We start from the raw sequence: 18,684 nt of genomic DNA on the forward strand, positions 1-18,684 counted from the left end.
ATCACTGGAAGTTGCAGGGAATCGGTAGCCCCAACGTCTTGATGCCGTTGCACAGTGACTTGCTCGCCAACTTCCACCGGCCGTCGATGCGGCGCCACTCGGCGGTGATCTGGACCGTCGGCGCGCCCTGCCGGCTGGCGTTGATGACCGCGGTGTGCGTATCGCCGTCATGCGTTTCGGGGCCGGTGACCTGGCTCGAGCCGCGCGGCGGGCGGAAGAAGCCGACGCGGTACACCATCTTCGGGACGACCACCGCGCGACTGCCGCCTTCCAGCTGGGCGGCCTTCACCTCGTCGGGAGCCGGTGTGGCCACCAGCAGCTTGATCTGCGAATCCAGCTGGGCCAGCGTCGGCACCTCTGAGGTGATCGCGAAACCCGGGTCCGGGCCGGGCTGGGCATGCGCCGCCGGAGCGACCGCCACCGTCAGACCGGCACAGCTCAGTGCCACGACCGGCGCCCAGATCCGCATCGCCATGACCGGCTCCTTATTTAGAGGAAACTTTTCCGGTTAATGTAGACGCGGATGCCGAATGAGGCAAGCCTTACCTCTACGGCGTCGACTGGCCACTTATGCCGCGCGAATATGACGAGGTTTGCGTGCGTGCGTGCGACAACTGGCCGCTCGGCGAACCCCCGGATGTCGCCGCGTGCTGATGCTCGACGCCGAATGTCGGGTTAGCCGACGTCAATCCGCAATACGCGTGGCACAACCCGACACTCGGCGTGGCGGTCCGTCACAACATGCAGCTGACGCAGCCATCCACCTCGGTGCCCTCCAAAGCCATTTGGCGCAGCCGGATGTAGTACAGCGTCTTGATTCCCTTGCGCCAGGCGTAGATCTGCGCCTTGTTGACGTCGCGCGTGGTGGCGGTGTCCTTGAAGAACAGCGTCAGGCTCAGCCCCTGGTCCACATGTTGGGTGGCCGCCGCGTAGGTGTCGATGACCTTCTCGTAGCCGATCTCGTAGGCGTCCTGGAAGTACTCCAGGTTCTCGTTGGTCATGTACGGCGCCGGGTAATAGACGCGGCCGATCTTGCCTTCCTTGCGGATCTCGATCTTCGACGCGATGGGGTGGATCGAGCTGGTCGAGTGGTTGATGTAGCTGATCGACCCGGTCGGTGGCACCGCCTGCAGGTTCTGGTTGTAGATGCCGTGCGCCTGCACCGACTCCTTGAGCCGTAGCCAATCCTCTTGGGTCGGGATGCGAATGTCTGCCTCGGCGAACAGCTGGCGGACCTTGTCGGTCTTGGGCTCCCACACCTGTTCGGTGTATTTGTCGAAGAACTCGCCACTCGCGTACTTCGACTTCTCGAATCCCTTGAAATGCGTACCCCGTTCGATCGCAATGCGATTCGACGCACGCAGCGCGTGGTACAGCACGCAGTAGAAGTAGATGTTCGTGAAGTCGACGCCCTCTTCGGACCCGTAGAAGATCCGCTCACGCGCCAGGTAGCCGTGCAGGTTCATCTGCCCCAGCCCGATCGCATGGGAGTCGTTGTTGCCCTGCTCGATCGACGGCACCGACCAGATGTGCGTCTGATCGGACACCGCGGTCAGCGCACGGATCGCCACCTCGATGGACTGGGCGAAATCCGGCGAGTCCATCGTCTTCGCGATGTTCATAGATCCGAGGTTGCACGAAATATCCTTGCCCACCTTGGCATAGGACAGGTCTTCGTTGAACAGCGACGGCGTCGAAACCTGAAGGATCTCCGAGCACAGGTTGCTGTGGGTGATCTTGCCCTCGATCGGGTTGGCCCGGTTCACCGTGTCCTCGTACATGATGTACGGGTAACCCGACTCGAACTGCAGCTCGGCCAGCGTCTGGAAGAACTCGCGCGCCTTGATCTTGGTCTTACGGATGCGCGCGTCGTCGACCATCTCGTAGTACTTCTCGGTGACCGAGATATCGGCGAACGGCAGACCGTAGACGCGTTCGACGTCGTAAGGCGAGAACAGGTACATGTCCTCGTTCTTCTTGGCCAGCTCGAACGTGATGTCGGGGATCACGACGCCGAGGCTCAGCGTCTTGATCCGGATCTTCTCATCGGCGTTCTCCCGCTTGGTGTCCAGGAAGCGGTAGATGTCGGGATGATGCGCATGCAGGTACACCGCGCCGGCGCCTTGGCGGGCGCCTAGCTGATTGGCGTAGGAGAACGAGTCCTCGAGCAGCTTCATGATCGGGATGACGCCCGAAGACTGGTTCTCGATGTTCTTGATCGGCGCGCCGTGCTCACGAATGTTGCTCAGCAACAAGGCAACTCCGCCGCCACGCTTGGACAGCTGCAGCGCCGAGTTGATGGAGCGGCCGATCGACTCCATGTTGTCCTCGATGCGAAGGAGGAAGCAATTGTGCACCACGGTTCCACGAATCGTGTACGTATGCGTGCCCTCGACATGGAGGTTATAGACCTTGTCCGGAACTTCAGACGTTTGCTTCAGATCGCGGATTCCGTACACGTGCCGCCCATGCACAACCTGATATGTGGTGCGCGACGTCCCTTTCGCGCCGACGTAGTTGTGCAGGTTCTTACCGACGTCAAAGATGAAATCTTCGTTGGTGCCGGGTAGCCCGGGGACGAACACCTGCCCCGTGATGTTTCCGGCTTGGTTGGTGTATTGGCGGACCCGGGAAACGATCCCTTGCCTGCGCAGGAGCAACTGGACCTGGTCGATGAGTTCCGGGTTCACGAGGTCGAGCATCATTCCGCCCGTGGTGCAGCAGCCGTCACCACGGAACAGCCCTGCCAGAAGTCCACGCTGGAACTCGTCATCGGCAGTCAATACCTCGTGGGACAACCGCTTCCTGTTGTAACCCGTGCCGGCCATGGACAGGAACAGCGACGCCACGACCTTGCTGTTGCAGATCAATCGCACCGATTGGTCCGAGACGCTCTGATGCACGGCGAGGTCAGTCGCGAACACGCGCTTGAACGCAGCCGCCAACTCCTGCTGATACTCAAGTTCATGAGAACCGAGGGTGAAGTGAATCCCATTGGGAACACTGGTGTCTGTCGACCGTTTGGACACGTGCCCCTCGGACACATACCAACCGAGGATCAGTCCGAGATCGTAGGACTCCTCAACATAGCGATTTACCGATACGAACTTGATCCGATGCCGCTGCTTACTGCGGTGCTTCTTGTCAGCGTTCACCTTGCGGATCAGCCCGTCGACTTCTTCGTATTCGCCTACGCCGACGTACTCCATCAAATCGTGGACCCGGCGCTCGCGTCCCTCCATCGGCGCTGCCGTCACGATGAAGTCGGTCGGATGAACGTCCTTGGCAGCCAGCCACACGAATCCGTTGAACGGATCGGCACCATCTCCGTCGATCAGCGTATCGACCTCGCGTGTGGTCCAGACAAGAATTGGATGCTCCGGAGTGCAACGGATCGGCTCTTTGTGCCCAAAGTGCGAGATCGATACCAGAGCTTGCTCGTTGGGGTTCTCGACAACGGATTCGACTACGGAGAAGGAGCCGTCATGCGACAACACCCGGTCACCGGCCTGCAACGTCTCGATCGCCCGCGGCCCATCTGGGGTGTCGACCGGAGTTCCGGCCGGAAAGCACGAAACCGGCTCACCACGCTGCTTCTTGCCTGAATTGAGGAAAGTCGGTGTGGCAGGCTGGAATCGGCCGTCCATGATTTCGTCGACCAGCTTCTCAGCTAACATCGTGTCGCCGGCGGCCAGCGTGAGCGACACCATCACCACGCGGTCCTCGAAGCGCTCCAGGTAGCGCTTTCCGTCGAATGTCTTCAGCGTGTAGCTGGTGTAGTACTTGAACGCGCCGACGAACGTCGGGAACCGGAACTTCTTGGCGTACGCGCGCTCGAGCAGGCTCTTGACGAAGTTGCGCGAGTACTGGTCAAGCACCTCGCGCTCGTAGTAGTTCTCCTTGATCAGGTAATCGAGCTTCTCGTCGACATCGTGGAAGAAGACCGTGTTCTGGTTGACGTGCTCACGGAAGTACTGGTGCGCGGCCTCGCGGTCCTTCTCGAACTGAATCTTGCCGTCGGCGTCGTACAGATTCAGCATCGCGTTGAGCGCGTGGTAATCCATCTCGCCGGCACCCGAAGCCGAATGCGTGGCCGGCGTGGCGGGCGCTACAGGCTCTGCAGCTGTGACGGTTGGTGACACGTCTGGTCCTTCCAAAACTCTTCCAAGCCCGATCGGACGGCGTCGACGTCGTCCGGGGTTCCCATCAGTTCAAAGCGGTACAGGTACGGAACGCCGCACTTGCGGGACACGACATTGCCCGCGTAGGCGAACTCGGCGCCGAAGTTGTTGTTGCCCGCGGCGATGACGCCGCGGATCAACGACCGGTTGTGTTCATTGTTGAGAAAGGCAATGACCTGCTTGGGCACATAGCCGCCGTCGTTGATGTCCGGTGTGGCGCGTCCACCGCCATAGGTGGGCAGCACCAGCACGTAGGGCTCGTCGACCTCGATGCGCCCGTGCAGAGGGATCCGGGTGGCGGGCAGGCCCAGCTTCTCGACGAAGCGGTGGGTGTTCTCCGAGACGCTGGAGAAGTAGACGAGATTGCTCATCGCTCTCTCCCTTTCTGCCCGTCGAGTACCCCTAAGCCGTCGCCGCGACCGCTCCGAGGGCCTTGATGCGGTCGGGCCGGAATCCGGACCAGTGCTCGTTGCCGACCACCACGACCGGGGCCTGCAGATAGCCGAGTGCCATCACGTAGTCGCGGGCTTCGCTGTCCAGGGTGATGTCGACCGTCTCGTAGGCGACGCCCTGCTTGTCCAGCGCCTTGTAGGTGGCGTTGCACTGCACGCATGCGGGCTTGGTGTACACGGTGATCGAGTGCTGAGTCATCTGCGGTACGGCTCCTCTGCGAACTGGGACTGCGAACTGGGACTGGCAACTGGTCGAATACTTCATCTGGCCGAGATTCATCGAATATCAGCAGCCCGGAGACCCTGAAAATTCCTGTCGCCCGAGGCCACCGTCCGGTGTGCCTTGACGCCGACACGACCCGGGTTCGGGGGCTCCGGCCGACCCTCAGCGAGCTTGGAATCGTGGGGGCCTGTCGGTGCTCGAAACACTACACCTAGTGTCCGACATTGCGAAGGAATACCAGATGTTCTGAATAACAATCTTGGAATTCCCAGGTCGTAAGCTCATCAGGCCCTCCGCGCTCGGCGTGTCGCACGTCACACTCCAGGTGTGTCGTGCGCCTGGGGCAGGTATAGCAGTCGGTACCGACAACTGACGTGCGCCGGACAAGAAGCAGCAAAGCCGCCGGCCGGTCGAGACGGGCCCGGCCGACGGCAGTGCACAGGCGAAAGTCAGCCGACCTCGGCGGCCAGTTTGCCGACGATGTCGCGCAGCTTGGCGACCACTTCCGCGTCCTCCCGCGGATGCCTGCCGTCAAGCGTGGTCGTCGGTATCGACAACCTCAGATCCTCCACGACGCGCGGCCCGGCGATCGCGAAGCTCTTGCGCGTCTCGTCGTGCGCCCACTGGCCGCCATAGCGCCCGAGCGACGCGCCGACGACCGCGAGCGGCTTGTCCATGAGCGCGCTGTTGCCATAGGGCCGCGACAGCCAGTCGATCGCGTTCTTGAGCACGCCCGGGATGCTGCCGTTGTACTCGGGGGTGACCACCAGCGCGGCATCCGCATCGGCGGCAGCCTGGCGCAGCGCCACCACGGGTGCGGCCACACCGTCGTTGTCGATGTCCTCGTTGTAGAAGGGCAACTCGCCCAGCCGGCCGAAAAGCTCCAGATGCACGCCGTTCGCAGCTGTCTCGACCGCAGTCTCTACCAGCTGCCGGTTCACCGATCCTGCCCGCAGGCTGCCCAACAGCACCAGCACCTTGATTCTCGACGTGTCCGACATCTTCGTGTTCTCCTCGGTCGACGGTGAAATCCTCGCAGAGCACAACCGGACTATGGTCCGAATCATTCCGGCTGACCTAAACTGCTGACATGGCCGCGCCTCGTCCCCTCAACGCGCTGCCGGTTTCCACCCGAACTCCTCATGAGCGCGGTGACGCCGCTCGCAACCGCACGCTGATTCTCGACGCTGCGCGCAGCCTGATTGCCGAACGCGGTGCCGACGCCGTCACCACCGACGCCATCGCCACGGCCGCCGGGGTTGGCAAGGGCACCTTGTTCCGCCGATTCGGCAGCCGCGCGGGCTTGATGCTCGTGCTGCTCGACGAGGACGAGAAGGCGCACCAACAGGCGTTCCTGTTCGGGCCCCCGCCGCTGGGCCCGGGCGCCCCGCCGCTCGAGCGGCTGCTGGCCTACGGCCGCGACCGATTGGGGTTCGTGCACAACCACCACGCGTTGCTGTCCGACGCCAACCGAGACCCCCAGATGCGGTTCAGCCCGCCCGCGACGCTGCACCATCACCATGTCCGCGTGCTGCTGCAGTCCGCCGGCACCACCGGCGACCTCGACGCGCAGGCCACCGCCCTGCTCGCCCTGCTCGACGCGGATTACGTACACCATGAACTCAACGAGCGCGGTGCCTCGCTCGAGTCACTCGGCGATGCGTGGGAAACGTTGGCGCGCAAGCTCTGCGGGCAATGAGGCGCTGGATTCTGCACGTCGACCTCGACCAGTTTCAGGCCGCGGTCGAGATCCGTCGCAACCCCGAACTCGCCGGTCTGCCGATCATCGTCGGCGGCAACGGCGATCCCGACGAACCCCGCAAGGTGGTGACGTGCGCGTCGTATCCGGCTCGCGTATACGGGGTGCACGCGGGTATGCCGTTGCGCACCGCGGCTCGCAAGTGCCCCGCCGCGAGGTTCCTGCCGTTGGACACGGACGCCTACGATGCGGCTTCCGAGGAGGTGATGGGCCTGCTGCGCGACTTCGGGCACCCGGTGGAGGTGTGGGGCTGGGACGAGGCGTACATCGGCGCCGGCCTCGACGACTCGGACAGCCCGTTCGGATTGGCCGAGCGGATCCGCGAGGTGATCGCGGCCGAGACCGGGCTGTCGTGCTCGGTGGGCATCAGCGACAACAAACAGCGCGCCAAGGTGGCCACCGGATTCGGCAAGCCGACGCGCATCCAGGGGGCAGACGACGCGCCCGGCATCTACCAACTCACCGATGACAACTGGATGGCGGTGATGGGCGACCGTGGGGTGGACGCCATCTGGGGCATCGGTCCGAAGACCGCGAAAAAGCTTGCGGCGATGGGTATAACCACCGTTGCCGATCTCGCAGCCACCGACGCGTCGCTGCTCACCGCAACCTTCGGCCCGACGACCGGGCTGTGGATCCTGTTGCTGGCCAAGGGCGGCGGCGACACCGACGTCAGCGCCACACCGTGGGTACCGCGCTCGCGCAGCCATGTCGTCACGTTCCCCAGTGACCTCACCGAACGCACCGAGATGGACAGCGCGGTCGTCGATCTCGCCCAACAGACCCTGACCGAAATCGTCGAACAGAACCGGGTCGTCAGCCGGGTGGCCGTGACAGTGCGGACGAAAACCTTCTACACCAGGACGAAGATCCGCAAGCTACCGGTGCCAACGGTCGACGCGGAGATTGTCATCGGGACCGCACTGGATCTCCTCGGCCAGTTCGAGCTCGACCGGCCCGTCCGACTGCTGGGCGTGCGGCTGGAACTGACACCGCCGGAAGGCGGGTACTGAAAACGATGCTGCACACGGTCGCGATCCGCGGATACCGGTCGCTGCGCGACATCGTCCTACCGCTGGCCGAACTGACCGTCGTCACCGGCGCCAACGGGACGGGTAAGTCGTCGCTGTACCGGGCGTTGCGCCTGCTGGCCGACTGCGGCCGCGGCGAGGTGATCGGGTCGCTGGCCCGCGAGGGTGGCCTGGAGTCGGTGCTGTGGGCCGGCCCCGACCAGCCCAGCGGCGCCCGTCGCACCGGACGCGTCGAGGGCACGACGCGGACCGGTCCGGTGTCACTCGAAATGGGTTTCGCATCAGACGATTTCGGTTACCTCGTCGACCTGGGCCTGCCGCAGATGGCCGGCCACGAATCGCTGTTCGGGCGTGATCCGGAAATCAAGCGGGAGGTGGTCTTCGCCGGTCCGGTCATGCGCAACAGTTCGACACTGGTGCGCCGCGCCCGCGACTACGTGGAGGCCAGCGCGGAGTCCGGCCGCGGGTTCGACAAGCTGTCCCAATCGCTACCGCCCTACCGCAGCGTGCTCGCCGAATTCGCCCATCCCGGCGCGCATCCCGAACTCGCCGCGGTGCGGGACCGGTTGCGGAACTGGCGGTTCTACGACGGGTTCCGGGTCGACGCCGCCGCGCCGTCGCGACAGCGCGCGGTCGGAACCAGGACCCCGGTCCTGTCCGACGACGGCAGCGACCTGGCGGCCGCGATCCAGACCATCCTCGAGGCCGGCTTCGACGACCTGCAGCGGGCCGTCGCCGACGCCTTCGACGGCGCCTCGGTGTCGGTTGCCGTGCACGACGGATTATTCGCTCTCCAGCTGCACCAGCGCGGCATGCTGAGGCCGCTGCGCGCGGCCGAATTGTCCGACGGCACACTGCGGTTCCTGCTGTGGGCCGCCGCGCTGCTCAGCCCGCAGCCCCCTTCGCTGATGGTGCTCAACGAACCGGAGACCTCACTGCACCCCGATCTGGTCGGCCCGTTGGCGTCGTTGATCCGCGCGGCGGCAGACGCCACTCAGGTCGTCGTCGTCACCCACAGCAAGGTTCTGCTCGAACACCTCGACACCGCTCCCGTCGGCGACGGCGGCGACGCCGTGGAGATCTGCCTGTACAAGGACCTCGGCGAGACGCGCGTCGACGGGCTGGGCATGCTCACCGCGCCGCCGTGGGACTGGGGTCGGCGTTAGCGGCGCGCCGCGGGCCGCAATGCCTTGGTGAACAACACGTTCGCCTGCCGCATCGCGACGCTGTACGGCCACCACATCGTGCGCTTGAACAGATACAGCGCCCGGATGTCGGGCGAGGTGTAGATCAGAAACCGGTTACGGCGAACGCCTTTGAGGATGCACTCGGCGGCGTGCTCCGGTGACACCGCGTGGCCGCCGAACCGGTCCGTCCACTTCTTCACCCGTGGGTCTTCGCGATCCACCCCGGCGATCTGAACCGTCTGCACCAGCGGCGTCTTCACCGCACCGGGCACCACCACGGAGACCCCGATCCGGTGTCGCGCCAGATCAAAGCGCAACACCTCCGACATGCCGCGCAGTCCGTACTTGCTTGCGCTGTACGCCGCGTGCCACGGCAACGCCACCAGTCCGGCCGCCGAAGACACGTTGACGATGTGACCGCCGGTGCCCGCCGCGACCATCGGCGGCACGAACGCCTCGATGACATGGATCGGGCCCATCAAGTTGATGTCGACCATCGACTTCCAGTGCTGGTGCGTCAGCGTGGACACGGTGCCCCACGCCGATACCCCGGCGATGTTCATCACGATGTCCATCGCCGGGTGGCGGGAGTGGATGTCGGCGGCGAACTCGGCCACCGTGTCGTAGTCGGAGATATCAAGAGCTCTGTGCGCACGGACGACTCCACCGAGCGAGCGCGCATCGGCGACGGTCTTCTCCAGGCCCTCGGCGTCGCGGTCGGTGAGATAGAGTTCGGCGCCGTCGGCGGCCAGTTTCAATGCGGTCGCGCGGCCGATGCCGCTGGCGGCCCCGGTGAGAAGACAACGCTTGTTCGCAAAGCCGGAGTGCGCCATGGCGGTGAGGATACTGTGCTCAGCCCCTCCGGCGGCCGGACGGTTCGGGACTGCCCCAGAACGCCGCAACCCAAAGCCGCTCGAGGGCGTCGACCGCCCGATTCGGGTCAATGCCGCGACCCACGAAAGCGCTGTCGTGGGTCAGCGTCATCGCCGTCGTCGCGGCCAGCGTACGCACGAGTGCGGGCAAGTCCTCGGAGATCGGCTGCACGTCGGCATCTTGTTCGAGCAGCGTGATGAGCTTCTCGATGATGCCGTCGTAGAAGTCGTCCATCATCTCGCGGATCTTCGCGTCGGTGTTGCGGGCCACGGCGCACGCCGACAACACCGGGTCGTCATTGGCATATGCGGCCGCGGCGCTGCCGACCATGCGTTTGGCGAACGCCTCCGGCGTCTCCCCCGGCTCACGCGGGGCGAAGTGGTGGGTCAGGCTGTCGAGCATCTCCCCCGCGTCGGCCAAAATCACCGCGAGCACCGCGTACTTGGAGTCGAAATAGAAGTAGAAGCCGGACCGGGCGACCCCGGCGCGCTCGCTGATCGCGCTGACCGACAGGTCGGCGAACGGGCGTTCCTGGACCAGTTCCCGGACGGCGTTGACGATCGCGTCGCGCTGCCGGTCGCCCCGGCTGCGGCGCATCTGCGGTGCTGGTTGGGCGGTCATCGCCCTAGACCTTCGCACCGCGACGCGCCAGGACAAAACTTGACATGCGTCAAGTGTGCCATCCAGGATGAGGATGAGAGTGACAACGGCCACAGTCTTTTCGTGTCAGGAGCTTGTCGATGACGACGACCATCAACACCAAGGATTACCTGCTCGACCAAGCCAAACGAAGGCTGACCCCGTCGTTCAACAACTTCCCGGGCATGGGTCTGGTCGAGCGCAAGCTACTCGACACCGACTTTCCACAGAAGCCGATGGCGTTGCCGCCCGCGGGTAGCGATCTCAAGCCGGTCATCGGCGACGCCGGCCTGCCGATCATCGGCCACATGATCGAGATGTTCCGCGGCGGCCCGGAGTATCTGCTGCACGTCTACCGCAAATACGGGCCGCTGTACTACGCAGACTCCCCTGCCCTGCCCGCCGTCGCCGCGCTGGGCCCGGACGCCGCGCAGGCCGTTTACTCGAACCGCAACAAGGACTTCTCCCAACAGGGCTGGGTTCCTGTGATCGGGCCGTTCTTCCATCGCGGGTTGATGCTGCTCGACTTCGAGGAGCACATGTTCCACCGGCGGATCATGCAGGAGGCATTCGTCCGCAGCCGACTGGTCGGTTACCAGGAGCAGGTCGACAAGGTGGTGTCGCAGGTCATCGCCAATCAATGGGTGGCCAACGACCCGCGGTTCCTGATGTATCCCGCCATGAAGGAACTGACGCTCGACATCGCGTCGATGGTGTTCATGGGGCACGAGCCCGGCTCCGACAAGGAACTGGTGACCAAGGTGAACCAGGCGTTCACCACCACAACGCGCGCAGGCAACGCGATCATCCGTAAGCCGGTGCGCCCGTTCACCTGGTGGCGCGGCTTGCAGGCCCGCAAGCTGTTGGAGGAGTACTTCGAGGAGCGGGTCGCAGAACGCCGCGGCAAGGACGGCTCCGACCTGCTGACGGTGCTGTGCCACACCGAGGACGAGCACGGCAACAGCTTCACCGACTCCGACATCGTCAACCACATGATCTTCCTGATGATGGCCGCGCACGACACCTCGACGTCCACGGCCACCACGATGATCTACCACCTGGCCAAGCACCCGGAGTGGCAGGACCGCTGCCGCGACGAATCCGACCGACTCGGCGACGGCCCCGTCGACATCGAGGCGCTGGAGAAGCTGGAGTCGCTCGATCTGGTGATGAACGAGTCGATCCGGCTGGTGACGCCGGTGCAGTGGGCGATGCGCCAGACCGTGCGCGACACCGAACTGCTGGGCTACTACCTGCCGAAGGGCACCAACGTCATCGCCTACCCGGGCATGAACCATCGGCTCGAGGAGTTCTACCCCGAGCCGATGAAATTCGACCCGGAGCGCTTCACCGAGCCCCGCAACGAACACAAGCAGCACCGCTACGCGTTCAGCCCGTTCGGCGGCGGTGCACACAAGTGCATCGGCATGACGTTCGGCCAGTTCGAGGTGAAGACGATCCTGCACCGGTTGCTGCGCAAGTACCGGCTCGAGTTGCCGCGCCCGGATTACACGACCGAGTGGGACTACGGCGGCATGCCGGTGCCCAAGGACGGCATGCATATCGTGCTGCGCCCGCTGCGCTGACCTACGATCTCGACGGTCAGGCCGCGCTCAGCATGCGGTTCGCGCAGGCGATGACCGCGCTCAGCGCCGACTGCGTCGGATCGTCGGACAGCCCCATCGCCCATTCGGACCGCATACCGTCGGAGCCGCGGATGAAGGTAGCGGTGCGCTCGCCCGCGTGCATCTGGTGAAAAGCGGTCATCTCCAGCGCGATTCCCCGGTCGTAGAGCATCGCCGTCAGCGCGGCGACAGGGCCCGGCGCAGCCGCCGACGTCGTGCAGATCCGGTCACCGATCGCGAGTGTCGCCTGATATTCGCGCGCCTGAGGCCCCAGCCGGGTGGCGCGGCGGTCACCGTCGATGCACCGCCAGTTGCCCAGCCGCAGCGGGCCCGAGCTGGGCGCATACTCGGCGACAAACGATTCGAAGGACATCGCGTAGGCCTCCTCCCGCAGGCCGCGCGGCATCGGGGCGTCGACGTGGGTCGCGAACATGGGCGGCGCTGCGCTGCTAGCGGATTCGGTTGCGAACGAGGTGGTCATGTGCCGGTCTTTTCTTCGAAAAGGAAAGCGACCGACAGGGAAAGCTACGTAGCGACGACCCACAGCGAGGGGTCGGTCAGGATCAGACCCCGCTGCGGGTTGCTACTACGAGTCGCCTCGGCACGCGTCCGATCGTAGACGCATGCGCACACCGCTGCAAAGGCAATTCCGTTCGCGATCGTGGCTGGTGGGGGCCTTGCCCGTAACGTGTGGCTGATGTCGGCCGGTCATGCGCAGTCATCGGCATGGCTGCAGTGTTGTTCGGGCCGCAGATGAACTGGGCCCTGCTGTTCGCCGCCGGCATTCTCGGCGGGCTCACCGGCAGCATCGCCGGCCTCGCCTCGGTCGCCACCTATCCCGCCCTGCTGCTATTCGGCTTGCCACCGGTGACAGCCAATGTGACCAACACCGTGGCGCTGGTGTTCAACGGCGTCGGTTCGGTGTTGGGCTCACGCCCTGAACTCGAGGGCCAGGGTCGGTGGATCAGGCGCACCCTGCCGGTCGCCGTACTCGGTGGCGCGGCCGGCGCCGCACTGCTGCTCTCAACGCCCGCGGAAGGTTTCGAGAAGGTCGTCCCGATTCTGCTCGGCCTGGCCTCGGTCGCAATCCTGCTGCCGCGCCGGGTATCCGCCGACGCACAGGTCGCCAGTCATCTTCGGCACCGAACCCGAGCGCTGCTCGAGGCGTCGGCGATTTTCGTGATCTGTGTCTACGGCGGCTATTTCGGCGCGGCGGCCGGTGTGCTGTTGCTTGCCCTGCTGCTGCGCGCGGCTACCGCGTCGCTCGCCCACGCCAACGCGGGTAAGAACGTGATCCTCGGCGTGGCGAATTCCGTTGCGGCCGTGATCTTCGCACTGCTGGCGCCGGTGCACTGGTGGGCGGTGTTGGTGTTGGGCCTCGGCTGCCTGATCGGGTCGCGGCTGGGCCCGATCGTCGTGCGGCACGCACCCGCCGGTCCGCTGCGGGTCGTGATCGGTGCGGCGGGCGTGGCGCTGGCGGTCAAGCTCGGGGTCGACGCCTACGGTGGCTAGCTCGCCACGGGTCAGGACAGGTCGAAGGGGCTGTCGCCCTTGGCGACTCGGGTACCCAGGTCGATGAGGTTCTGGGCGTTGGCGTGCAGCCGTTCACCCGCGTCCCGGCTGGCCTGGCCGACCAGGAAGCGCGACCAGGTGCCCTCGATGACGATGCCCAGCTTGAAGCACGCCATCGCGATATACCAATCGAGACTTGATGTTTCGCGGCCACCCGCGCCGAGGTAGGCCGCGAGGAGCTCACCCCGGCTGGCCAGCCCGCCGAGCGCCGCCAGCTGCGCGCCCGCGGTGATCGTGTTGGTTTCCAGCGGCCAGCAGATCAACATCCAGCCCAGATCCAGCAGCGGGTCACCGATCGTGCACATCTCCCAGTCGACGAACGCCGCCAACTCGGGCTTGTCGCGCCGCAGCAGCACGTTGCTCAGATGCGGGTCGCCGTGCATGACGCCCGGCCGCCCGTCCGGCGGCACGTTCGACGCCAACCACTCGGCGAGTTCCGTCACGGCCAGCGACTCGGGGTCGTAGCGGTCGTGTCGATAGCTCTCGAGCAGCCGCAGGAACTGTGGGACCTGACGCTCCAGGAACGAGCCGGGGCGCTTGAGCGCGGCCAGCGGACTGCCTTCCCACTCGACCTGCCCGAGCATCGCCAGACTCCCCGCGTACGACAGCCCCACCTGATGGCGCATGGCCGGATCGTGCACGTAGGCCTCGGCCATGTCGTCGCCCGGGTTGAAGCCGTCGACCTCCTCCATCAGATAGAACACCACCCCGAGAACGCCGAGGTCCTCGCAGCCGGCGATGAAGCCGGGGTGCGGCACCGGCGTGCCCGCCAGTGTGCGCAGCGCCGCGATCTCGCGCAGCATCGTCTTGTCGCTCGTCGGCCGCGGGTGCACCGGCGGTCTGCGCAGCACCATGGGCCTGCCATCGACGCGTAGCCGCACCACGATGTTCTGCGTCCCACCGGTGAGCGGTTCGACGTCGCTGACCGTCGACCCCAGGCCTTGCTGTCGAACCCACTGCTGCAGCGCTGCCTGGTCGTCCTCACTCAGTGTCGGAAGTTGATGCGCGTCGTCGGGCATGCACTCATCGTGTCAGGTCGGGTGCGCGACGGGCGGCCACCCTGGTGCGATTTCGGTGTAATTGGTCGCCGTGCGCGCGACCAACGACACCGAAATCACCGGCTTACTTGGGGGCGAAACGCTGGCCCGCGTCCAGCCGCAGGCATTGGCCGTTGAGCATCGGGTTCTCGACGATTGCCGCGACCAGCTTGGCGTACTCCTCGGGCTTGCCGAGCCGCTTCGGGAACGCCGCATCCTTGGTCAGCGCTTTGGCGAACTCGTCGGGGATGCCCTCGGTCAGGCCGGTGGCGAACAGGCTCGGCGCGATTGCCAGCGCCCGGATGCCCAGGCTGCCCATGTCGCGGGCCATGGTCAGGCACATCCCGGCGATCGCCGCCTTGGACGCGGTGTAGGCGACCTGTCCGATCTGGCCCTCGAACGCGGCGATCGAGGCGGTGTTGATGATGACGCCGCGCTCCTCCTTCTCATCGTCGACCGGGTCCTGCTGGCTCATCTGCCAGCCCGCCAGCCTGCTGATGTTGAAGGTGCCGATGAGGTTCAAGTCCACGCACCTGCGGAAGGTCTCCAGGCTGTGCGGGCCGTCCTTCTTGACGGTGCGTTCCGCGGCGCCACCACCGGCCGTCGTCACGATGATGTGCAGAGCGCCGAGTGACTCGATGGCCTGCTGCAGCACCTTCTCGGTGCCGTCGAAGTCGGTGACGTCCACCTCGAAGAAGGAGCCGCCGATCGCGTCGGCCACTTCCTTGCCCTTCGACTGCGGGCGGTCCAGCACCGCGACGTCCGCACCGCGCTGCGCCAACAACTCGGCCGTAGCCTTGCCGAAGCCTGACGCACCGCCGACGATGATGGCCTTCTTGCCCTGGATTTCCACCTGGGTCTCCCCTTTCCAAAAAATGCTCGAATCGTAAAGCAACCTAGCCGACGTCATGTTTCGGTAAGGCCTTCGGGTCGCCAACGTGAGTACTTTGGCGGCATGACGGCGCGCAGCACCAAGGCGATGGGCGGCATCGCAGCGGCCGCCGTCGCGCTCGGAGTCACCCAACTCCTCGCCGCATTCGTGGGACCGGAGGCCGACGCCCGCACCGCTGTCGGTTCGTCGGTCATCGACCGGACGCCCGGACCGGTCAAGGAATGGGCGATCCAGACCTTCGGAATGGCCGACAAACTCGTGCTCTCGATGCTCGTGCTGGCGGTGATCGCCGTCGTCGCCGCGGCCGCCGCGGCTCTCGAGACCAGGCGTGTCCCCATCGGGAGCATCGCGATCGTCGCGGCCGGTGTCCTTGGTTGTGCGGCCGTGCTGTCGCGCGCGGGGGCGGGCCTGTTCGACGTGGTGCCGACGGTGGTGGGCACCGCGTGCGGCGTCGCGGTGCTGCGCCTGCTCGTCTCGGGCCGGTTCACCGACGCTCCACAACCCACCGACGACGGGCCCGACCCCGGCCGACGACTGTCGTTGGTGACCCTGGGCTTCCTCGGCGTCGGGGCGCTGACCGGCGTCGGCGGCGTGGTGCTCTCCCGCCTGACGACCTCCGTCTCGGGGGATCGCAACGCGTTTGCCTTGCCGCCGATCGACGTCGCCGCTCCGCCCGTCCCACCGACGGTGCAGCCGAAAGGTGTTGCGCTGCCGACGTTCATCACCAACAACGCCGACTTCTACCGGATCGACACGGCGCTGCGTGTGCCGCAATTGAGCCGGGAGGACTGGCAGCTGCGGATCCACGGCATGGTGGACCGCGAGATCACCCTGCGCTTCGGCGATCTCGAGCGCTTCGACGTGGTTGAGGAGCTGGTGACGCTGACGTGTGTGTCGAACCCGATCGGCGGCGACCTCATCGGTAATGCCACCTGGACGGGCTATCGCACGCGGGATCTGTTGGCCGAAGCGGGAATCCATCCGGACGCGGACATGGTGCTGTCGATGTCGATCGACGGGTTCACCGCGGGCACTCCGGTCGAAGCGCTCACCGACGACCGGGGCGCGATGTTGGCGGTCGGCATGAATGGCGAACCGCTGCCGACCAACCACGGTTACCCCGCCCGGCTGGTGGTCCCCGGGTTGTACGGGTACGTCTCGGCGACCAAATGGGTCGTCGACCTGGAAGTGACCCGATTCGACCGGGCGCAGGCGTACTGGACGCGGCTGGGATGGTCGGCGCGCGGGCCGATCAAGACGTCGTCGCGGATCGACGTGCCGCGCGGCGGTCAGGACGTGCCGCGCGGTGCGGTGACGTTCGGCGGCGTGGCGTGGGCGCAGAACCGCGGGGTGCGCAACGTCGAGGTGCGCATCGACGGCCCCGAAGGCCAAGGCGACTGGCAACAGGCCGATCTCGGCGCTGCCTATTCCGACGAAACGTGGCGGCTATGGAGCTTTCCGTGGCGGGCCGAGCGGCAGGGGCGCCACACGATCACCGTGCGGGCCACCGACAACACCGGCGCCGTGCAGACAGCCGAAGTCGCCGATCCGGTGCCCGATGGCGCCACCGGCTGGCACAGCGTCGAGTTCACGGTCACCTGACCTGTCAGGCTGAAGCCGTGCAGTTGCTCGACGTCGCCACCGCGTCCACAGAAGTCGGCGCCTCGTCATCGCGGCTGGCGAAGACCGCCAGGATCGCCGAGCTGCTACGCCGGGTCGGCGACGAGGGCGACGCAGATCAGGTGGCGGTCGTCGTGTCGTGGCTGTCGGGTGAGTTGCCGCAACGGCAGATCGGCGTCGGTTGGGCCGCGCTGCGCTCGTTGCCGTCCCCGGCAACGGCCGAATCGCTGACGGTGCCGGAGGTCCACGCGCGATTCACCGAGATCGGACGGGTCGCGGGTAAGGGCTCGCAGGCCCGACGTGCCGAGTTGCTCGCCGGGCTGTTCGGCGCCGCAACCGACATCGAACAAACGTTTCTACGCAGGCTACTCGGCGGCGAACTGCGCCAGGGCGCGCTCGTCGGCGTGATGGCCGACGCGGTCGCCAAGGCCGCCGGGGTGCCCGCCGCCGCGGTGCGCCGTGCCGCCATGCTCGGTGGTGACCTGCCCGCCGTCGCCGCCGCCGCCCTGACCGAGGGCGAGGCGGCGCTCGAACAGTTCACGCTCACGGTCGGGCGCCCCGTCGGCCCGATGCTGGCGCAGACCGCCACCGGCGTGGCCGAGGCGCTCGAACGTCTCGGCGGCACAGCCGTTTTCGAGGCCAAGCTGGACGGCGCCCGAGTACAGGTGCACCGATCCGGTGACGCGGTGTCGATCTACACCCGCAGCCTCGACGACGTGACCGCCCGCCTGCCGGAGGTCGTCGACGCGGCATTGGCGCTGCCCGTCGCAACCCTGATCGCCGACGCCGAGGCGATCGCGTTGCGCGCTGACGGGCGTCCGCACCGATTCCAGGTCACGGCCTCGCGCTTCGGTCGCTCCGTCGACATCGCAGCCGCGGCGGCGGCGCAGCCGTTGTCGGTCTTCATCTTCGACCTCCTGCACGTCGACGGTGTCGATCTGCTGGACAAGCCGACCAGGGAACGCATCGGGGTGCTGGACTCGCTTGTCCCGGAGGTGAACCGGGTCGACCGTCTCGTCACCGACGACGCCGCGCAGGCCCAAGACTTCCTGGACGTGACGCTGGCGGCGGGCCACGAAGGCGTGATGGCGAAGTCGCTCAGCGCGCCGTACGAGGCGGGCCGCCGCGGCGCCGGATGGCTCAAGGTCAAACCCGTGCACACCCTCGACCTGGTGGTACTGGCGGTCGAGTGGGGATCGGGCCGTCGCACCGGCAAGCTGTCCAACATCCACCTCGGCGCCAGAGATCCCAGCACGGGCGAATTCGTCATGCTCGGAAAGACTTTCAAGGGTATGACCGACGCGATGCTCGAGTGGCAGACCGCGCGGTTCCTCGAGTTGGCCGACGGACCGGCCGACGGCTACGTCGTCAAGGTGCGGCCCGAGCAGGTGGTCGAGATCGCATTCGACGGCGTTCAGACCTCCTCGCGCTACCCCGGCGGAATGACCCTGCGATTCGCCCGCGTACTGCGCTACCGCGACGTCAAGAGCCCAGCTGAAGCCGACACCATCGACACGGTGCGCGCCTTCTACCAGCGCGGAAGCTAAAGCGACCGTTTTGTCACGTGGCCGACGCGGCCGATGAAAAGATCGC

General features: G+C 66.0%; 17 protein-coding genes. 7 read left to right on the forward strand and 10 right to left on the reverse strand.

Annotation, left to right across the window (positions count from 1 at the left end; genetic code table 11):
• Window position 1: 1 nt before the first annotated feature.
• The 5 genes from G6N18_RS08615 to G6N18_RS08635 all read right to left on the reverse strand — a co-directional run bounded on the left by G6N18_RS08615 (window position 2) and on the right by G6N18_RS08635 (window position 5,857).
• Window positions 2-469, reverse strand: a complete 468-nt coding sequence (locus G6N18_RS08615) for an MTB12 C-terminal domain-containing protein (RefSeq protein ID WP_083002170.1) — start codon at window positions 467-469, stop codon at window positions 2-4.
• A 265-nt stretch (window positions 470-734) separates the two neighbouring features.
• Window positions 735-4,064 carry a class 1b ribonucleoside-diphosphate reductase subunit alpha gene (gene nrdE, locus G6N18_RS08620; RefSeq protein ID WP_083001944.1) on the reverse strand — a complete coding sequence of 1,110 codons (3,330 nt, stop codon included), beginning with the start codon at window positions 4,062-4,064 and terminating at the stop codon, window positions 735-737.
• Window positions 4,065-4,108: 44 nt separating this feature from the next.
• Window positions 4,109-4,552: a class Ib ribonucleoside-diphosphate reductase assembly flavoprotein NrdI gene (gene nrdI / locus G6N18_RS08625; protein ID WP_059100835.1), complete on the reverse strand. Its 444-nt coding sequence runs from the start codon at window positions 4,550-4,552 to the stop codon at window positions 4,109-4,111.
• Between the two features lie 31 nt (window positions 4,553-4,583).
• Window positions 4,584-4,832 (reverse strand): redoxin NrdH, encoded by a 249-nt coding sequence (locus tag G6N18_RS08630; protein WP_067214214.1) that lies wholly within the window; start codon window positions 4,830-4,832, stop codon window positions 4,584-4,586.
• Between the two features lie 473 nt (window positions 4,833-5,305).
• Entirely contained in the window at window positions 5,306-5,857 is a 552-nt protein-coding gene (locus G6N18_RS08635) for an NAD(P)H-dependent oxidoreductase (RefSeq protein WP_083001946.1), read from the reverse strand.
• Between the two features lie 89 nt (window positions 5,858-5,946).
• Here G6N18_RS08635 and G6N18_RS08640 point away from each other — a divergent pair, with 89 nt between their 5' ends.
• The 3 genes from G6N18_RS08640 to G6N18_RS08650 are packed head-to-tail and all read left to right on the forward strand — an operon-like array spanning window position 5,947 to window position 8,812.
• Window positions 5,947-6,555: a TetR/AcrR family transcriptional regulator gene (locus G6N18_RS08640; RefSeq protein WP_067214212.1), complete on the forward strand. Its 609-nt coding sequence runs from the start codon at window positions 5,947-5,949 to the stop codon at window positions 6,553-6,555.
• Window positions 6,552-7,628, forward strand: coding sequence for a DNA polymerase IV (locus G6N18_RS08645; protein WP_083001948.1), 1,077 nt, complete (start codon window positions 6,552-6,554; stop codon window positions 7,626-7,628). The genes G6N18_RS08640 and G6N18_RS08645 overlap by 4 nt, the downstream gene beginning before the upstream one ends.
• Before the next feature lie 5 nt (window positions 7,629-7,633).
• Window positions 7,634-8,812 carry an AAA family ATPase gene (locus G6N18_RS08650; protein WP_083001950.1) on the forward strand — a complete coding sequence of 393 codons (1,179 nt, stop codon included), beginning with the start codon at window positions 7,634-7,636 and terminating at the stop codon, window positions 8,810-8,812.
• Here the strand turns inward: G6N18_RS08650 and G6N18_RS08655 are convergent.
• Complete coding sequence (locus G6N18_RS08655) at window positions 8,809-9,666, reverse strand: SDR family oxidoreductase (protein ID WP_083001952.1); 858 nt, start codon at window positions 9,664-9,666, stop codon at window positions 8,809-8,811. The genes G6N18_RS08650 and G6N18_RS08655 overlap by 4 nt on opposite strands.
• Before the next feature lie 19 nt (window positions 9,667-9,685).
• Window positions 9,686-10,327, reverse strand: coding sequence for a TetR/AcrR family transcriptional regulator (locus G6N18_RS08660; protein WP_083001954.1), 642 nt, complete (start codon window positions 10,325-10,327; stop codon window positions 9,686-9,688).
• 119 nt (window positions 10,328-10,446) lie between these two features.
• Between G6N18_RS08660 and G6N18_RS08665 the strand changes: the two genes are divergently transcribed.
• The gene (locus G6N18_RS08665) at window positions 10,447-11,931 is read left to right on the forward strand and encodes a cytochrome P450 (RefSeq protein ID WP_067214207.1); all 1,485 of its coding nucleotides are present in this window, start codon (window positions 10,447-10,449) and stop codon (window positions 11,929-11,931) included.
• Between the two features lie 16 nt (window positions 11,932-11,947).
• On the opposite strand, the gene G6N18_RS08670 is transcribed toward G6N18_RS08665, so the two are convergent.
• Window positions 11,948-12,451, reverse strand: a complete 504-nt coding sequence (locus G6N18_RS08670; RefSeq protein ID WP_179962385.1) for a 2-isopropylmalate synthase — start codon at window positions 12,449-12,451, stop codon at window positions 11,948-11,950.
• A gap of 245 nt (window positions 12,452-12,696) precedes the next feature.
• On the opposite strand from G6N18_RS08670, the gene G6N18_RS08675 reads away from it, so the two are divergent.
• On the forward strand, window positions 12,697-13,482 hold the full coding sequence (locus tag G6N18_RS08675; RefSeq protein ID WP_407663560.1) for a sulfite exporter TauE/SafE family protein: 786 nt from the start codon (window positions 12,697-12,699) through the stop codon (window positions 13,480-13,482).
• Between the two features lie 11 nt (window positions 13,483-13,493).
• Here the strand turns inward: G6N18_RS08675 and G6N18_RS08680 are convergent, their stop codons facing one another.
• Both G6N18_RS08680 and G6N18_RS08685 read right to left on the reverse strand, forming a co-directional pair.
• Window positions 13,494-14,561 carry a phosphotransferase family protein gene (locus G6N18_RS08680; protein ID WP_083001956.1) on the reverse strand — a complete coding sequence of 356 codons (1,068 nt, stop codon included), beginning with the start codon at window positions 14,559-14,561 and terminating at the stop codon, window positions 13,494-13,496.
• A gap of 103 nt (window positions 14,562-14,664) precedes the next feature.
• A complete protein-coding gene (locus tag G6N18_RS08685) occupies window positions 14,665-15,432 on the reverse strand; it encodes an SDR family NAD(P)-dependent oxidoreductase (RefSeq protein WP_067214203.1) in 768 nt (255 codons plus the stop codon).
• A 102-nt stretch (window positions 15,433-15,534) separates the two neighbouring features.
• Between G6N18_RS08685 and G6N18_RS08690 the strand changes: the two genes are divergently transcribed.
• Together G6N18_RS08690 and G6N18_RS08695 are read left to right on the forward strand one after the other, a co-directional pair.
• Window positions 15,535-17,073: a molybdopterin-dependent oxidoreductase gene (locus G6N18_RS08690; protein ID WP_083001958.1), complete on the forward strand. Its 1,539-nt coding sequence runs from the start codon at window positions 15,535-15,537 to the stop codon at window positions 17,071-17,073.
• 17 nt (window positions 17,074-17,090) lie between these two features.
• Window positions 17,091-18,638, forward strand: coding sequence for an ATP-dependent DNA ligase (locus G6N18_RS08695; protein WP_083001960.1), 1,548 nt, complete (start codon window positions 17,091-17,093; stop codon window positions 18,636-18,638).
• Window positions 18,639-18,684: the final 46 nt, after the last annotated feature.

Source organism: Mycolicibacterium celeriflavum, assembly GCF_010731795.1.
GTDB classification, from domain to species: domain Bacteria; phylum Actinomycetota; class Actinomycetes; order Mycobacteriales; family Mycobacteriaceae; genus Mycobacterium; species Mycobacterium celeriflavum.

What these genes read in the sequence shown, in the direction of transcription:
- nrdI (WP_059100835.1), bottom strand. Translation starts at nt 4,552, where the DNA reads ATGAGCAATCTCGTCTACTTCTCCAGCGTCTCGGAGAACACCCACCGC.
- G6N18_RS08650 (WP_083001950.1), top strand. Translation starts at nt 7,634, where the DNA reads ATGCTGCACACGGTCGCGATCCGCGGATACCGGTCGCTGCGCGACATC.
- G6N18_RS08615 (WP_083002170.1), bottom strand. Translation starts at nt 469, where the DNA reads ATGCGGATCTGGGCGCCGGTCGTGGCACTGAGCTGTGCCGGTCTGACG.
- G6N18_RS08640 (WP_067214212.1), top strand. Translation starts at nt 5,947, where the DNA reads ATGGCCGCGCCTCGTCCCCTCAACGCGCTGCCGGTTTCCACCCGAACT.
- G6N18_RS08630 (WP_067214214.1), bottom strand. Translation starts at nt 4,832, where the DNA reads ATGACTCAGCACTCGATCACCGTGTACACCAAGCCCGCATGCGTGCAG.
- G6N18_RS08680 (WP_083001956.1), bottom strand. Translation starts at nt 14,561, where the DNA reads ATGCCCGACGACGCGCATCAACTTCCGACACTGAGTGAGGACGACCAG.
- G6N18_RS08655 (WP_083001952.1), bottom strand. Translation starts at nt 9,666, where the DNA reads ATGGCGCACTCCGGCTTTGCGAACAAGCGTTGTCTTCTCACCGGGGCC.
- G6N18_RS08675 (WP_407663560.1), top strand. Translation starts at nt 12,697, where the DNA reads ATGGCTGCAGTGTTGTTCGGGCCGCAGATGAACTGGGCCCTGCTGTTC.
- G6N18_RS08690 (WP_083001958.1), top strand. Translation starts at nt 15,535, where the DNA reads ATGACGGCGCGCAGCACCAAGGCGATGGGCGGCATCGCAGCGGCCGCC.
- G6N18_RS08635 (WP_083001946.1), bottom strand. Translation starts at nt 5,857, where the DNA reads ATGTCGGACACGTCGAGAATCAAGGTGCTGGTGCTGTTGGGCAGCCTG.
- nrdE (WP_083001944.1), bottom strand. Translation starts at nt 4,064, where the DNA reads ATGGATTACCACGCGCTCAACGCGATGCTGAATCTGTACGACGCCGAC.
- G6N18_RS08665 (WP_067214207.1), top strand. Translation starts at nt 10,447, where the DNA reads ATGACGACGACCATCAACACCAAGGATTACCTGCTCGACCAAGCCAAA.
- G6N18_RS08645 (WP_083001948.1), top strand. Translation starts at nt 6,552, where the DNA reads ATGAGGCGCTGGATTCTGCACGTCGACCTCGACCAGTTTCAGGCCGCG.
- G6N18_RS08670 (WP_179962385.1), bottom strand. Translation starts at nt 12,451, where the DNA reads ATGACCACCTCGTTCGCAACCGAATCCGCTAGCAGCGCAGCGCCGCCC.
- G6N18_RS08660 (WP_083001954.1), bottom strand. Translation starts at nt 10,327, where the DNA reads ATGACCGCCCAACCAGCACCGCAGATGCGCCGCAGCCGGGGCGACCGG.